Below are 14,959 nucleotides of genomic sequence, written 5' to 3' on the forward strand. Positions count from 1 at the left end.
CATCTCCTATCAAGGTTTCAACTTTTCGTACAACCGTTTCAGAATGACGGCTTCCGCCCACAAGGGGAGCGGCTTGTCGCCCTGGCTGCGCCAGTCTTCATTGGTCAGCAAGCCCTGCTCGAACATCCAGTCGATTGCTTCCTGTTTCCAGTCAGGCACGCCTGCGTCACCTCCGTTGTCCGGACTTGAGCCCCCGGGACTGGTGCTTCCTCCATCCCCGGAATTTCCACCGGTGCCGCCACCGCCGTTAGTCGGGGTACTTGGCTTCGGCGGCTGATACGGCAGCTGGGCGTACTCGCAAAAGGCTCGGATGACTGCCTCTGCGAGATTTTTCCAATCTTTGGCCAGTTTATCCGCGTCCAATGGATTGTCGGCGAAGCCGTATTCGATGATCACCGTCTCCACGCTGCCGGTCTCCCGGTTCATGAAGTAATAATCCTGGCGCGGATTGTTCGGAAGCGTCCGGGTGAAGATCCGCCTGTTCGGCATTCCTTCCGCCTCCAGCTCATCGGCGATCAGGCGGGGAAACGCAGCGGGGCTGTAGATGGAGTAGATCACTTCAGAGCCGCGTCCGCCTCCCGCATTGATATGGTTGCATATGCAATATTTCGCTCCGCTGTTTCGGACGAGCGCTGCCCGCTCTTCGCTGGGAAGCGTCACGTCAGACGATCTCGTGACCGCCACCGGAATATGCAATTCCTGGAGTCGGCGGTATTGGTAGAGGGTCATGTTCAACGTCATATTTTTCTCGGTAAATTGCGCGTTGTTCCCTCCGCCTGGGTCGACGCCACCGTGCCCGGCGTCCAAAATGACGATTGGAGCCATATGGTCATCACCTCTTGTCATCAGCATATGCGAAAACAGGGAAACATGCCGAGGGCGGACGCATCAATTTCTCCGGGCGGCAATGTACAGAACGCCCATCTATGGTACAATAAAAGGGTTCGTAATTACGCAAAGAGGATGGTAATGTATTGATGGCTTGGTACAACTGGGTAATCCCGATCGTTACACTTTTGCTCGGCCTGGTAGGCGGTTTTGCCGGAGGCACTTATTATTTGAAGAAGCAAATGCAAAACATGCAAATGGATGAAAAGCAGCTGCAAGCCATGGCTCGTTCGATGGGCATGAATTTGAACCAAAAACAGCTGAAGCAAATGAGCCGCACGATGAAAAACATGAAAATGCCAAACAAAATGCCAAATAAATTCGGAAAATAAAAGGCGGGGGGATGTCGCATGGGTCCGACCCGTCTGCGCTACACGATGATCGGTTTCATTCTCGGCGTGTTTATCGTGTATTTGAAAGAGCTGCCTCTCGGGGAAGGTACCCGTTTCGCAGCCCCTTTTTACGGAGCGGGCATCGGCCTGCTGATCGACGGCATCATTCTGCGGCTGAAGCAGAGAAAAGGCAAAGAAGAGTAAGGGGAAGGGAAGCTTGGCGGATGCCAGGCTTTTTTTACTGGATCAGAATTCGGGCAAAACGACCGCTAGTGGGAAGGTGATGAAGTTTTCGATTCCATTACAGTGTCCCACTCCGTGAAAGCCCGTTGTAAAAATGTAGAAACCAGGAAATATGAGCTTGACAAAAATTTTTATTTATGATATATTTAAGAATTAAATATTTGTAAAATGCTGTTGATTTGATATACTTCCTTTTGGAGTACGTGGAGTCTATTCCAAATAGGGAGGACATTCAAATGAAAGAAAACCAAGTTAGCCTAACTTCCATCATGACTGCCTATATTCGCGGATATCACGCCACATATGATAGCCCCAAAATTTTTGATGACACTCTAGCCTATCAATTAATACCAGAGGAAAGACGTACGCTCATTGAACAAGGCTTGTCGAGTGCTCTCAAGCAACAATCCAGCTCCGAGCAACCTGCTGCTTTGAGATTCTTTTTACAATCAATGGGTTTACCCCAGGTGGTCAGCCGTTCAAAGTTTACGGAAGAAACCGTTGAGAAGGTTGTTGAACAGGGACTGGAGCAGTATGTGATACTCGGGGCAGGAATGGATACATTTGCTTTTCGACACCCGGAACTTTTGAAAAAAATTCGTGTATTTGAGGTTGACCACCCGGCTACACAAACCTTTAAACGTAATCGACTGGCTGAGTTGGGTTGGGAAACTCCGCCAAATTTGCAATTTGTTCCGGTCGATTTCTCAAAAGAAAGTCTGGCAGAGGCATTCAATGGAGTCTCGTACGATCCGAAAGCCGCAAGTATTTTTAGCTGGTTAGGTGTCACAATGTACTTGTCACGAGATGAAGTGTTCGCAACACTTCGTTCGATCACCGAAATTGCCCCAACAGGAAGCTTAATTATATTTGATTACTTTGAAGCACTTACAGCTGCTCGAAGTGCACAAAAAATTCAGGAGGAATTGAAAAAGATAGGGGAGCCGATAAAAACCGGCTTCGACCCGTCGACCTTGGCTTCTGATCTTGCAAAGATAGGAATCCGCCTCATTGAAAACTTACGTCCAGCTGACATCCAAAATCGGTATTTCAATGGGCGAACGGACGGCTATCACGCATCGGAACTGGTGCATTTTGCGCTGGCCATGGTCGAATAGCGACAGAATAAGCCCTTCTACAAGCAGAGTTGAATGGTGACAGAAACAACAGCGGCAGTCTAGGACTTTATTTTCTGCTCCTAGATCTACCGCTGTTTTCTTTGATCGGATCCGTCTAAAACTAATGATACGGAGGCTACCGGTATACCCCCCTCAATAAATGCATGAGATTGACAACATCAGTCTAAATCATTATTATCGCAGCACAGCCGCTTTCGTTTCGTTTACCAGAATCCATCAGGAAAAAATCAGTTCGTACACCATTTTGGTGATGAGGGTAATCGAGACGATCAAAAAGAGAGGACGGACGTAGCGCACGCCGGTTTTGATCGCCATGCGGGCTCCAAGGGTCGCACCGAGCAGCATGGCCACACCCATGACCAGGCCGGTCACGAAAATGACCTTGCCTTCGAACAGAAAGACCGTGAGCGCCGCGATGTTGCTCGCCAGATTGAGGATACGTCCGTTTCCAGCCGCGATGACGAAATCGTAGCCGAACAGCAGCACCATCAAAAAAACGAAGAAGGATCCGGTGCCCGGTCCGAAGAATCCGTCATAAAACCCGATGATGAATGTCAAAGGAATGCCCAGCCCGAGGGTGAACTTGGTGTAGCCCTTGAAGTTGGCCATTTCGCCGAACCGCTTGTTGAAGAGCGTATACACGAAGATCAGAGCCATCATGACGATCACGAGCACTTTCAGGAGCTCCTGCGGGACGAACAGCACCGTTTTCGCCCCGAAGTACGCCCCGATGAGCGAGACGGGGAAAAGCATCAGCATCAGCTTCTTGTCGAACTTGCCGCTGCGGATAAACGTAAACGAGCTGCTGGCGGATGAAATCGTCCCGGCCAGCTTGTTCGTCCCCAGCGCGAGGTAAGGCGGCATTCCAAGCCCGAGCAGAGCGGGCAGGGAAATCAGTCCGCCGCCGCCCACGGTGCTGTCGATAAAGGCGGCGACAAAACCGAAGAGGGCCAAGAAAAGTATCGTTGATAAATCCATGTCCACGTTGATCACCTAGTTTCCCTTGTTGTAATACTCCAAGTCTAGCACGGGCTGACACGTTTGCAAGATGGAAATCTATGAATAGAAAATAATAGATTACGAAACTTTGCATACCGATTTGTTGTAAAAGTGGATTGCTTGCATTATAATAAAGGCGAAGCTTGACCCATACATACAACCAAGGAGGAATGTAACAATGGCACATCAACTTCCTGCACTGCCTTATGCACACAACGCTCTGGAACCGCATATCGACGCTCAAACCATGGAGATTCACCACGGTCGTCACCATGCTACTTATGTAAACAACCTGAACGCTGCTCTGGAAGGTCACGCTGACCTGCAAAGCAAAAGCGTGGAAGAGCTGATCAGCAACCTCGACGCTTTGCCAGAATCCATCCGCACTGCAGTTCGCAACAATGGCGGCGGACATGCAAACCACACCCTGTTCTGGGAAATCCTCAGCCCGAACGGCGGCGGCGCGCCAACTGGCGAGCTGGCTGACGCGATCAACGCAGCTTTCGGCAGCTTTGACAACTTCAAAGCAGAATTCGCGAAAGCAGCAACCGGCCGTTTCGGTTCCGGTTGGGCTTGGCTGGTAGCAGATGGCGGCAAAGTGGCTATCACTTCCACTCCAAACCAAGACAGCCCAATCATGGAAGGCAAAACGCCTATCCTGGGTCTGGACGTTTGGGAGCACGCTTACTACCTGAAATACCAAAACAAACGCCCTGACTACATCGGCGCGTTCTGGAACGTAGTAAACTGGGATGAAGTAAGCAAGCGTTTCGCTGCTGCGAAATAATTCCGGCTTATCGGTAAAAAAGGCTTGTCGCCACTTGAGCGACAAGCCTTTTTTTTATACAGATAGGAATTAATAAAATTCCTATCCAGTATAAGGGCAACATAGCGAGACTTCGAACACAGTGAGAGAGCGAGACTTGTGCCCTTTGGGTACCGCGGCTCCGCCAAAAGGCATGGCGTAGCCAGGTTTTCTAATTCTCGGAAGGGGCACTTCGATTTTAGCTATTTACAATATTGGAATAAAAGGGCATAATTTGATTAAACGATCAAAAATTTGTTTGTTCAATCAAACTCTTCGATCCGGATCGGGATTGCAATCTTTGTCCGGATGGCAATCGGACTATTGGCCGTGACTACAAGAGAAGCCGCAAGTAAGTCCTGATCAAAGACAAGATGCTGCGTAGGAAAAAGGAGTAGAGAGCTGATGATCAAATCGCAACCGAGCAACAATCATCCCTCCGTAATCGGGTTCACGACGATTGAGCGCATATTTGTGCTGGTTATTCCACCTGTTCTCGGACTTATTCTGGGGTATTTCCTGCCTGCTATCGCAGAGTGGGCTGCCGGATTGCCTTGGTTCCCCTTTCAAGGGCCCTTGGAGCTAGTCGCATCCGTTCACGGGAAGTGGATTACCATTGTAACGACTTTTATAGGCTTGGTTGCAGGGATGTGGCTCTCTGATCTGGTAATAAAAGAAAGTCTTTTCATCACAGTTACTGATGATAAAGTGGTATTAAAAATAAAGGGTTCCGTGCAACGTTTTTCCCGATCGGATATCGATGCGGTGTTTATCGATGGCAAGAACCTGGTCCTCCTTGGAAATGCGGGTCAAGAGTTAGCTCGCGAGCCTTATGAATCGACACCTGCCAAGATAGGAGATACATTCGTCAAGCACCGTTATCCATGGTCGTTCGCCGGGGACCCGTATGAGACGGAATACCGCCTGTGGGTGGACGATACGCCGGATTTGCCGCCAGCCTTAAACGCCCTGCTGAGGGCTCGGGAACAGGCATTGCAAAAGGAAGACGTAGAATCGGCTAGAGAGATCCAACGTGAAGCTGGCAAACTTGGGATCATGGTACGAGACAGAGGGAAGTTTCAATATTGGAGAAACCCAAGTAAAGAAAATCGAGGTTGATCGCCATGACCCATAAAAAAACAGACGAAAAAAAATCCTTCATTTCCGAAGCCAGGCGTTCACAGATCGTAGAAGCGGCCATCATGACATTGGATGAGATCGGGTATATTCACGCAAGCATGGCCCAAATCGCCAAAAAGGCGGGAATCAGCACCGCATTAATTTCTTACCATTTCCGGGACAAAAAGGATCTGATGGATTACACCTTATTGATGCTGCTATCCGACATGTCCTCCTACGTCTTGGAGCGCACGCAAGCAATGGTGACTCCGCGCGACAAGCTCCGAGCTTACATCGAAGCCAGTATCGGTTATCACGCCGACAAGCCTACGTACAATGTTGCGCTGATCGAGATTTTATTTCATGCCCGGACGGCTGACAATGTGCCTTATTACAAGCTGGACGACGATGAAGAGAATCCTCTGGAGAGCGAGCTGCAACAGATTTTGCTTGCTGGACAGGAGAAAAAGGAGTTTGGCGCGTTCAATGTTCGGGTGTTGGCCAGCGCAATTCGAGGAGCGATCGACGAATATGTCTTCAATCGGAAGCTGAATAGTACCATCGATCCGCAGTCCTACAGCTCCGAATTGGTGAATCTGTTCTACCGCGTGGTTACGAGGGACTGAAGCGGGGCGGGCGGTCCCCACTTCCTTGTAAGGAGAAGAACGAAGCTGCAAGGGGAGTGTCCTTTTCCCGATGCAGCTTCTTCGTTTTCCCGTACAGGAGAGGGGATGCTTACGGAGCCAGAGTAAAGCGGGGTTCCGTCACGGCGACTTGATCCCCGACGGTAAAGGACATGAGATCTTCCCCGACGACGAGCTTTCCGTCGTACGTTTTGCTCGTGCGGACAGCCAGCTCGGCATCGGCGTCGGTCAAGCCGTCGAGGAGGACGATGTGCGTGTAGACGGCCAGCTTTGGCTTGACTTGCTGGAATACCTTCCCTGCTTCTTCGGGAGTCGTATGGATCGCCAAGATGTTCTGGATGGCGGGGGACTTGTCCTCGGGTTTTGCCGCCGCGACTTCGTGGATCAAAAGGTCCGTCCCTTTGGCGTACTGAATCAGGTTTTCATTGTAGCGCGTATCGCCGGAAATCACGACGGAGTGGCCGCGGTAATTGATCCGGTACCCGTAGCTGGGCTCCATGGGTCCGTGGTCGACGAGGAAGGCGACCACCTGCACTCCGTCTTTATCGTAGACGACGCCTTGGGAGATGTCATGGCCGACAGCTGTAAGCCCGTCCAGCTTTTCCTTCTGGTTTTCCTTGCGCACGAGGATGTCCTCCTGGTAGGCCTTTTCCAGGTTGGCCATCATTTCGGCAGTGCCTGCCGGGCCCCATACCTGGAACGGAGTAGCCCTTTTGCCCGCGGTCGGAAGCGATCCGGTCAACCACACATCCGGGATGCCCGTCGTATGATCGGAGTGCAGGTGAGTCAAAAACAGCTTGTCGATTTGTCCGGGGAGGATCGACATCTGACTGAGCCGCAATGCAGCGCCTCTGCCGGCATCAAACAGCAGCCGTTCCTTGCCGACCTCGACCAGAGTCGACGGTCCGAAACGATCCATGCTGAGCAAGGGGGAGCCGGTTCCCAGCAACGTCACCTTGATGGCAGCAGCGTCTGCCGTGGGAGCTTGTCCTTGTGGAAAAGCGGTACTGGTAGCCGAAACGGGCGAAGGGAGAAACAGGAATCCGGCAAGACAGGCAACGGACAGCGGAAAAGTGAGCAGTCGAGCAAAGCTGTTTCTTTTCAAGTGGGCGACCCCTCTCAATTTGTTTTAATCAAAAAACCTTGTTTTGTATATAATGCAACGAACGGTTTGTGCCGGTCAATAAATCGAAAGAAATTGATTGTTTATTTTTTATTTTCAAAAAACAAAAGTGTTTCACCCACGTCAAATCAAGGATCGCCATACAAAATCAAATTTCGACAACAAATGTAAGTGTTTTCATTGACAAAATTGTCTGAGAACCCTATAATTCCCTTTAGAATACTTGTTAATCGACAATCATACAGTTCACATACGGTTAGGCGGAGAACATGGAGAAAACCCTTACCCGTAAACACATCCCTCAAGGGGGAGGAGTGTGTTTATGTCTGTGTAAGGGTTTTTTCCTATTTTTTTTACCGCGATCACATGGGCTTGTCGATTGGCAGGAGAAAAGAAAGAGAGAGGGGTCTGAAAAATGAAAAAAGGCAAATGGCTTCACGGAATCGCTACGGCGGCGCTGCTCACATCGGTCGCGCTCGCGGGCTGCTCGTCCTCCGAAGGGGGCTCTGCCGGCAATGCAAGCGGCGGGGAAAGCGGAGGAAAGAAGGAACTGGGCTCTATCGCGTTTTACTCTCCGGAAACACCTGATATGACCAAAGAGATGGGACAGGCTTTCGAAAAACAAAACCCAGGCTCTTCTGTAAACGTCCAATACGCGGGAACGAACGTGCTCGTCAACCGGATGATCGCAGAGAAAGACAACCCGATGGCGGACCTCTGGTACGGCGGCGGCGGCTTCCTGCCGTTCGAATCCGCGAAGGACAAAGGCATCATCACGTCTTATACGCCTGAGTCGATCAAGGATTGGCCGGAAGTGCGCGACGGCATCAAGGTGCGCGACAAGGATTGGAAGTGGATCGGCGCTGAGGTGTTCGTACTGGGCTTCGTTTACAACACCGATCTGGTGAAGCCGGAAGATTTGCCGAAAACGTGGGATGATTTGCTCGATCCGAAATGGAAGGGCAAGATCCAAATGCCGAACCCTGCCGCGTCGGGTACAGCTACTCTCCTGGTGCTTAGCCAGCTGATGGCAAAGGGCGAAGACCAAGGTTGGGACTATTTCAAAAAGCTGGTGGACCAGATGAGCGCCATGCCTGATTCGGGCTCCGCTCCTACGAAAGCGGTTGCAAAAGGAGAAGCCTTGATCGGCATCGGCTTTGACTTCATGGCTTACGAGAATAAGGCGAAGGGCGAAAAAGTGGACTTCATCGTCCCGGAAAAGACACCGATTATCGTAAACCCGGTATCGCTGGTGGAAAACGGTCCAAACCCGGACGGCGGAAAAGCCTTTATCGACTATCTGCTCTCCAAGGAAGGACAGCAAACCCTGGCTGACTGGTATCATATCCCGATCTCCAAAGAAGTGCAGTCCAAGACGCCACTGACGTTGGAAAAGGTCATCCCGCATGCGCAGGAGATGGATGTGGACTGGGTCGTGAAAAACTACGACCGCGTACGCAACGAATGGCGCCAAAAATTCCAATAAGAGGGGGATCTTCCAGTGGGATCGGTGAAGATTGAGCATTTGCACAAACAATTTAACGGAAACACCGCTTTGGAAGATGTCAATCTGGAGATTCGGGAGGGCGAGTTCTTCGCCCTCCTGGGTCCATCCGGTTGCGGGAAAACGACGACGATGCGCTGCGTCGCCGGTTTCGAGACGCCGACATCGGGCAGCATCTACATCGGAGACCGAAACGTCAACCAGATCCCGGCCAATCAGCGCAATTGCGGGATGGTATTCCAAAGCTACGCGCTCTTTCCGCATCTCAACGTGTTTGAGAATGTGGCGTACAGCCTGAATATCCGCCGCTTTTACGAAGGCGGCTTCGGCGCCAAGCTGTCCACGCTGGCCCACCTGTTGAACAGAAGGCTCGGCAAAGTGGATCGCAGCATCGAACAAAAAGTCCGGGACGCGCTCGATTTCGTGGAACTGGGGCAAATGGCGGACCGTCTGCCGGGACAGCTGTCCGGCGGCCAGCAGCAGCGCGTGGCGCTGGCCCGCGCACTCGTGATGGAGCCGGCCGTCCTGCTGATGGATGAGCCGCTGTCCAACCTGGATAAAAAGCTGCGCAACGTGATGCGCGTCACGATCCGCCAGATCCAGCAGAAAGTGGGAATCACGACGATTTTCGTGACGCACGACCAGGAAGAAGCGATGAGCATGGCCGACCGCGTCGCCGTCATGCACGGCGGACGTCTGGTGCAGGTCGATACGCCGACGGCTTTGTACAGCAATCCGGTCAACAAGTTCGTAGCGGATTTCGTAGGGTCTTCCAACATTTTGAATGGAACCGTCAAAGGTGTGAATGAAGCGGGAGAGACGGTGATCCAGATCGGCGAAAACAGGCAGCTGCGCTCCACGTATCCGACGAGCAAGAAAGACGTGGAGGTCATCATCCGGCCGGAAAGCATTCGCCTGTTTACCGCAGATCAAGCAGTAAGCGAGGAGAACACCCTGGATGGAACGATTGAACTATCCACTTATTTGGGCCCGACGATCCGATACGACGTCAAGGTGGGCGAGCTAAGCTTTGAGGTTGATACGGTGTTTGAAGCGGGCAGTCCAATCTTGCCATCGGGAACAGCGGTGAAGCTGCAAATCGATCCGAATCGCGTGGTGGCTTTATGATGAAACGGTTCACCTCCAAGCTCAATGGATTATCCGTTCTCAAGTGGCTCATTTATCTCTTTTTCTTTGTCTTCCTGCTCGTCCCGCTCTTTTCGATTTTGCTCGTCAGCTTTACGGGACAGCCGGTCAATATTTTCGGCAGCTTTACCAGCCAGAAAATATTGGCTTCCACGATCAAGAAGCTGTCCAATCTGTCGGTTGAAGCGTACACGTCGATCTTTCAGGAAGGAAACAGCTATTTTGCCGCGTTGATCAACAGCTTGAAGCTCGGGACGGGGGTAGCTGTCCTGGTTACGCTGGTGGTGCTGCCGATCGCGTATGCCTTCGCTCGGACGAAGATGCCTTTCAAGTCTTTTTTTGCGGCTCTGTGCACGATTCCGCTGATCATGCCGACCTTCATCTCCTCCCATGCCTTTGTCCTGATGTTCGGGAAAACCGGCTGGGTGACGCAACTCTACCACAGCTTTGGGGGCGAAGGGGTGATTTTCGACGTGCAGTCCATGCTCGGAATCGTCCTGGTGCAAGTGTTTTTCTTCTTCCCCTACGCCTTGTGGCCGATGGTGGCTGCGTTCAAGATTTGCGATGTCACTCTGGAGGAAGCCTCGCAAAATCTGGGAGCGCGCAGCTGGTACACGTTTTTGCGCGTGACGCTGCCGCTGGCGGTACCGGGTATCGTCTCCAGCATGCTGCTGATCTTCACCGTCAGCTTTTCCGATTTCGGGACGCCGATCATTTTGGCTCCGAAAGATCTGAATCTGATCGTCGTGGAGTCGTACCGCGAAATCGCCGGATTTTTCAACTGGGCCGGTTCTGCGGTGCTGACCGTGATCATGCTGCTCGTCGCGGCCTTCTTCTTCTGGCTGCAGCGGCTGGTGATCAAGGGCAGGGAGTACGGCACCATTTCCGGAAAGCCGACCAAGCAAAAGCTGAACGACCACAAAGGGACGATCACGGGACTGACCATCTACACGTTTTTGATCATGCTCGTACCGATCCTGGCGCTCGCTTCGATCTTTCTGTCCTCGATCTCTACCACATGGGGACACCACGCGCTGCCGGACGGCTATACGTTGAACCATTACAAGACGATTTTCAGCACGTCGGGTAAAAACATCTGGAACAGCATGCTGCTGGCAGCCGGGACGCTGGTGCTGAGCGTCGTCATCTCGACCTTCGTTTCGTATTTCGTCGTGCGTAGAGGCTCGGGCGGACTCGACTTCGTCTCGTCCATCCCGTTGATCGTACCCGGCATCGCGCTGGGGATCGCACTGATCCAGACCTTCAATACAGCGCCGATCCATCTGACAGGTACGGCCCTTTTGCTCATCATCGCCTATACCATTCGGCGGATGCCGTACATGATCCGCTCGACGATGAGCTCGATGATGGCGATCCGCAAAGACATCGAGGAAGCGGCAGTCAGCCTCGGAGCCTCTTCCCTGATCGCCGCGCTCACCGTCATTGGACCGCTGATGCTGCCGGGGATCGCGGCGGGAGCCATTCTGGTCTTCGTCACGGTCATCAAGGAGACCAGCATTTCGATTCTGTTGGCCCCGACCGATTGGGCGCCGATGAGCCTGGCGGTTTTCCAAAACCTGCTGCGCGGTGAATATTATACAGCGTGCGCGATGGCGATCCTGATTATCGCGATCGTCATCATTCTCCAGGCGCTGGCGAAGAAGATCACGAAAGACCAGCTCTATTGATGGATGACAGTTTAGGAAGGCAGGAGTGCAGGCATGAAAGGATTCATTTTTGATCTGGACGGCACCGTCTACCTGGGCGACCGGTTGATCGACGGAGCTGTCGAAGCGATTCAAACCTTGCGTGAACGGGGTGACAAAGTCGTCTTTCTCTCGAACAAGCCAATCGCGACCCGTCAGTCGTACGCGCATAAGCTGACAAAGATGGGCATCCCCACCAGCAAAGACGACGTCCTGAACTCTTCATTGATCGTCGCGCGTTACTTGCAGAAGGTGTGCAAGGAAGGCGACAAGGTGCTGGTGATCGGGGAAGAGCCGATCCGCGATGAGCTGCGCGAGCACGGCATCGCCATGAGCGACAATCCATTGGATGTGCAGTATGTGGTCCTGTCGTGGGACCGTCATTTCACGTACGACAGGCTCAACGACCTGTATCAGGCGGCAATTCGCGGGGCCACCGTGATTGCGTCCAACCCGGACCGCACCTGCCCGCTCGAGGACGGACAGATTCCCGATACGGGCGCTCTCATCGGGGCGTTGGAGGGAGCGACGGGCCAGCCGATCCAGCTGGTGGTCGGCAAGCCTTCCCCGATCGCGGCGGAGGCGGCCGTCCAGCACCTGGGTCTGGATTATTCCGCGTGCTACATGGTCGGCGATCGGCTGGAGACCGACATCAAAATGGGCAACGACACAGGAATGAATTCGGTCCTCGTCTTGACCGGGATCAGCACGAGGGAGATGGCGGAAACAAGCGAGCATAGTCCACGCTATATTTTGAATAGTATTAAAGAAATCGTGAACCTCTAAAGCAGCATGGTATAATAGGGTAATGATTCCAGTTCAATGGAGGTTAACGGAATGTACCCGATTGTTGATCTGGTTGAATGCCAGACAATTGCCGCAGTTCAGGATGAGCAGCATTTGGAGATTGCGATCCAGAGCGAGGTCAACATGATTTTCCTGCTCACCGGTTCCATTTTCAACATCAAGGAACTGGTGGATCGCGTGAAAGCTGCAGGCAAGCACGTATTTCTGCACATGGAGTTCATCGAGGGCATTGCGGCAGATAAGAGCGGTGTGGCTTACGTCGCCAAAAACATTGCGCCGACAGGGATTATCTCTACGAGAAGCAATCTGATCCGGGTCGCGAAAGAAATGAACCTGATGGCGATTCAACGCATCTTTCTGATCGATCGCAACGCGGTGATCAAAGGCATCAAAGTGATCGAACAATCGCTGCCCGATGCGGTCGAGGTCATGCCAGGGGTGATGCCGCGGGTCATCCAGGAGATGACCAATCTGACGCCGCTGCCGATTATAGCGGGCGGATTGATCGACACCAAAAAAGAGATCAACGACGCATTAGCCGCCGGAGCGCTCGCCGTCTCCGTCGGTACAACTGAATTATGGTTGTAATGCCAATCGCATTTTCATAAGGGAAGAGAACAGGAGAGCCCCCTTTGGAGAAGCCGCAGCTTGACGCTATTCAAGTTGCTCTTTTCCATGGGGGTTTTTCTGTTTGCAAAAAACCAGCTGTAGGCTGGAAGAGAGGGAGAGCGGAGATGGACTCATACTTTTCGGCACAGAATCGGACTGCTGTCCTCACGGAAATGGCAGAGAAAGAATTGGACCTGCTCGTGATCGGAGGCGGAATCACAGGGGCGGGAATCGCGCTCGATGCGAGCCTGCGCGGGCTGCGCGTCGGACTCCTGGAAAAGAGCGACTTCGGCTCCGGCACCAGCAGCCGTTCGACCAAGCTGATCCACGGCGGCTTGCGCTATTTGAAGCAGGGGGATGTCAAACTGGTTCAGGAGGTGGGCCGCGAGCGGGCGATTCTGTACAAAAACGCGCCTCATCTGGTCATCGCAGCGCCCATGCTGCTTCCGGTGTACAAGGGGGGCACGTACGGCTATCTGGCCTCTTCGATCGGGTTGTATGTCTATGACTGGCTGGCAGGGGTAGAGCGCAAGGAACGGCGGAAAATGCTGGGCAAGGAAGAGACGCTTCGACTCGAGCCCTTGCTCAAAAAGGAAGGCTTGAAGGGCGCCGGATATTATTATGAATACCGTACGGACGACGCGAGACTCACGCTCGACATCATGAAGACGGCTTGGGCCAAAGGGGCGAGCATCGTCAACTACGCGGAGATGACCGAGTTCCTTTACCGCGACGGGCGGGTGGTTGGAGCCAAGGCGACGGATCGCCATACGGGGAAAACGTACGAGATATACGCGAAAAAGATCGTCAATGCCGCCGGACCGTGGGTGGACGGAATCCGCGAGCTGGACCGTTCGCTCAAGGGAAAACGGCTCTATTTGACCAAAGGCGTGCATCTGGTCGTGGAGAAGGAAAAGCTGCCTGTCGCGCAGTCGGCTTACTTCGATACGCCGGACGGCCGCATGGTGTTCGTCATTCCTCGTGGAAACATCACGTACGTAGGCACGACGGATACCGGGTATCAGCTGGACATTGATCAGCCGCGCACGACGAAAGAGGATCGGGACTATCTGCTCCGTGCCGTGAATGCCATGTTCCCCGGGGTGAAGCTGGAAGCAAAAGATGTCGTCTCGCACTGGGCAGGGCTGCGCCCGCTTATTTACGAGGAAGGCAAAGGACCGTCCGAGCTGTCCCGCAAGGACGAGATCTTTCTCTCGGACTCGGGATTGATCACGATCGCGGGCGGAAAACTGACCGGCTTTCGCAAAATGGCCGAAAAAGTGGTGGACCTGGTCGCGGGAGAGCTCTCCAGGGCGCAAGGGAGGCAATTTGGCCCCTGCCGCACGGACCAGATCGTGGTCAGCGGCGGCGAACGCATGGGGCACACCCATTATGCGGACTGCAAAAGCGAGCTGTTGAAAACGGGGGCAGCAAAGGGAGTGGATGCAGCCACTGCACAAGAGTGGGTCGACACGTACGGCACGAATGTCTTGCATATCTACGACCGATTGGAGGCTGTCTCTGAGAAGGGCCAGACGCTGAGCGAGGAGCAGCTTCTCCGCGCGCAGCTGTCGTACGCGATCGAAGAGGAGATGACGGCGACAGCGGTCGATTTCCTGCGCTTGCGCACGGGCTGGACGTATTTTCAGGTCAAAAAGGCGGAACAAAAGGCAGACGAGGTAATTCGTCTGATGGGTGCGATGCTGGGCTGGAGCGACGCGCAGCGGGAGAGGGAACGGGCAGCCGTGAACCGGTTGCTGGAGACGATCTATCAGCTTCCGGAAAATGAGGATCAGCTCGCGGGGGACTCTCATCCGCAAACAGCCCGAAAGGCATTGTAGGCGCCGGCAGAGGCGACTCGGCTTACCCCCGAAGCCAGAGCAGGCACGAGGAAG

The 14,959-nt window shown here is 53.1% G+C and carries 15 protein-coding genes; 12 read left to right on the forward strand and 3 right to left on the reverse strand.

From position 1 onward, the window contains the following. Positions 1 to 9: 9 nt before the first annotated feature. The gene (locus RGB73_RS05820; RefSeq protein WP_310769985.1) at positions 10 to 825 is read right to left on the reverse strand and encodes an N-acetylmuramoyl-L-alanine amidase family protein; all 816 of its coding nucleotides are present in this window, start codon (positions 823 to 825) and stop codon (positions 10 to 12) included. A gap of 152 nt (positions 826 to 977) precedes the next feature. On the opposite strand from RGB73_RS05820, the gene RGB73_RS05825 reads away from it, so the two are divergent. From RGB73_RS05825 to RGB73_RS05835, 3 genes are all read left to right on the forward strand, one after another. Next, positions 978 to 1,220, forward strand: a complete 243-nt coding sequence (locus RGB73_RS05825) for a YneF family protein (RefSeq protein ID WP_310769987.1) — start codon at positions 978 to 980, stop codon at positions 1,218 to 1,220. Positions 1,221 to 1,238: 18 nt separating this feature from the next. Continuing rightward, on the forward strand, positions 1,239 to 1,424 hold the full coding sequence (locus RGB73_RS05830) for a hypothetical protein (protein ID WP_310769989.1): 186 nt from the start codon (positions 1,239 to 1,241) through the stop codon (positions 1,422 to 1,424). Positions 1,425 to 1,699: 275 nt separating this feature from the next. Next, complete coding sequence (locus tag RGB73_RS05835) at positions 1,700 to 2,581, forward strand: class I SAM-dependent methyltransferase (RefSeq protein WP_310769992.1); 882 nt, start codon at positions 1,700 to 1,702, stop codon at positions 2,579 to 2,581. A 237-nt stretch (positions 2,582 to 2,818) separates the two neighbouring features. On the opposite strand, the gene RGB73_RS05840 is transcribed toward RGB73_RS05835, so the two are convergent. Next, entirely contained in the window at positions 2,819 to 3,586 is a 768-nt protein-coding gene (locus RGB73_RS05840; RefSeq protein ID WP_310769996.1) for a TSUP family transporter, read from the reverse strand. A gap of 193 nt (positions 3,587 to 3,779) precedes the next feature. Between RGB73_RS05840 and RGB73_RS05845 the strand changes: the two genes are divergently transcribed. The 3 genes from RGB73_RS05845 (at position 3,780) to RGB73_RS05855 (ending at position 6,151) form a co-directional block, all read left to right on the forward strand. Beyond that, complete coding sequence (locus tag RGB73_RS05845) at positions 3,780 to 4,388, forward strand: superoxide dismutase (RefSeq protein WP_310769998.1); 609 nt, start codon at positions 3,780 to 3,782, stop codon at positions 4,386 to 4,388. 423 nt (positions 4,389 to 4,811) lie between these two features. After that, positions 4,812 to 5,525, forward strand: a complete 714-nt coding sequence (locus RGB73_RS05850) for a YqeB family protein (protein ID WP_310770000.1) — start codon at positions 4,812 to 4,814, stop codon at positions 5,523 to 5,525. A gap of 5 nt (positions 5,526 to 5,530) precedes the next feature. Beyond that, the gene (locus tag RGB73_RS05855; protein WP_310770002.1) at positions 5,531 to 6,151 is read left to right on the forward strand and encodes a TetR family transcriptional regulator; all 621 of its coding nucleotides are present in this window, start codon (positions 5,531 to 5,533) and stop codon (positions 6,149 to 6,151) included. 109 nt (positions 6,152 to 6,260) lie between these two features. On the opposite strand, the gene RGB73_RS05860 is transcribed toward RGB73_RS05855, so the two are convergent. Further along, complete coding sequence (locus tag RGB73_RS05860; RefSeq protein ID WP_310770003.1) at positions 6,261 to 7,274, reverse strand: MBL fold metallo-hydrolase; 1,014 nt, start codon at positions 7,272 to 7,274, stop codon at positions 6,261 to 6,263. Positions 7,275 to 7,707: 433 nt separating this feature from the next. Here RGB73_RS05860 and RGB73_RS05865 point away from each other — a divergent pair, with 433 nt between their 5' ends. The 6 genes from RGB73_RS05865 (at position 7,708) to RGB73_RS05890 (ending at position 14,905) form a co-directional block, all read left to right on the forward strand. Further along, positions 7,708 to 8,778, forward strand: a complete 1,071-nt coding sequence (locus RGB73_RS05865) for an extracellular solute-binding protein (protein ID WP_310770006.1) — start codon at positions 7,708 to 7,710, stop codon at positions 8,776 to 8,778. A 15-nt stretch (positions 8,779 to 8,793) separates the two neighbouring features. Beyond that, a complete protein-coding gene (locus tag RGB73_RS05870) occupies positions 8,794 to 9,924 on the forward strand; it encodes an ABC transporter ATP-binding protein (RefSeq protein ID WP_310770008.1) in 1,131 nt (376 codons plus the stop codon). Beyond that, complete coding sequence (locus RGB73_RS05875; protein ID WP_310770010.1) at positions 9,921 to 11,630, forward strand: ABC transporter permease; 1,710 nt, start codon at positions 9,921 to 9,923, stop codon at positions 11,628 to 11,630. Before RGB73_RS05870 ends, RGB73_RS05875 begins: the two co-directional genes overlap by 4 nt. A 33-nt stretch (positions 11,631 to 11,663) precedes the next feature. Then, positions 11,664 to 12,434, forward strand: coding sequence for an HAD-IIA family hydrolase (locus RGB73_RS05880; RefSeq protein WP_310770013.1), 771 nt, complete (start codon positions 11,664 to 11,666; stop codon positions 12,432 to 12,434). A gap of 51 nt (positions 12,435 to 12,485) precedes the next feature. Continuing rightward, entirely contained in the window at positions 12,486 to 13,043 is a 558-nt protein-coding gene (locus RGB73_RS05885; protein WP_310770015.1) for a glycerol-3-phosphate responsive antiterminator, read from the forward strand. 146 nt (positions 13,044 to 13,189) lie between these two features. Beyond that, entirely contained in the window at positions 13,190 to 14,905 is a 1,716-nt protein-coding gene (locus RGB73_RS05890) for a glycerol-3-phosphate dehydrogenase/oxidase (protein ID WP_310770017.1), read from the forward strand. Positions 14,906 to 14,959 lie beyond the last annotated feature (54 nt).

Source organism: Brevibacillus brevis, from assembly GCF_031583145.1.
Taxonomy (GTDB): Bacteria; Bacillota; Bacilli; order Brevibacillales; family Brevibacillaceae; genus Brevibacillus; species Brevibacillus brevis_E.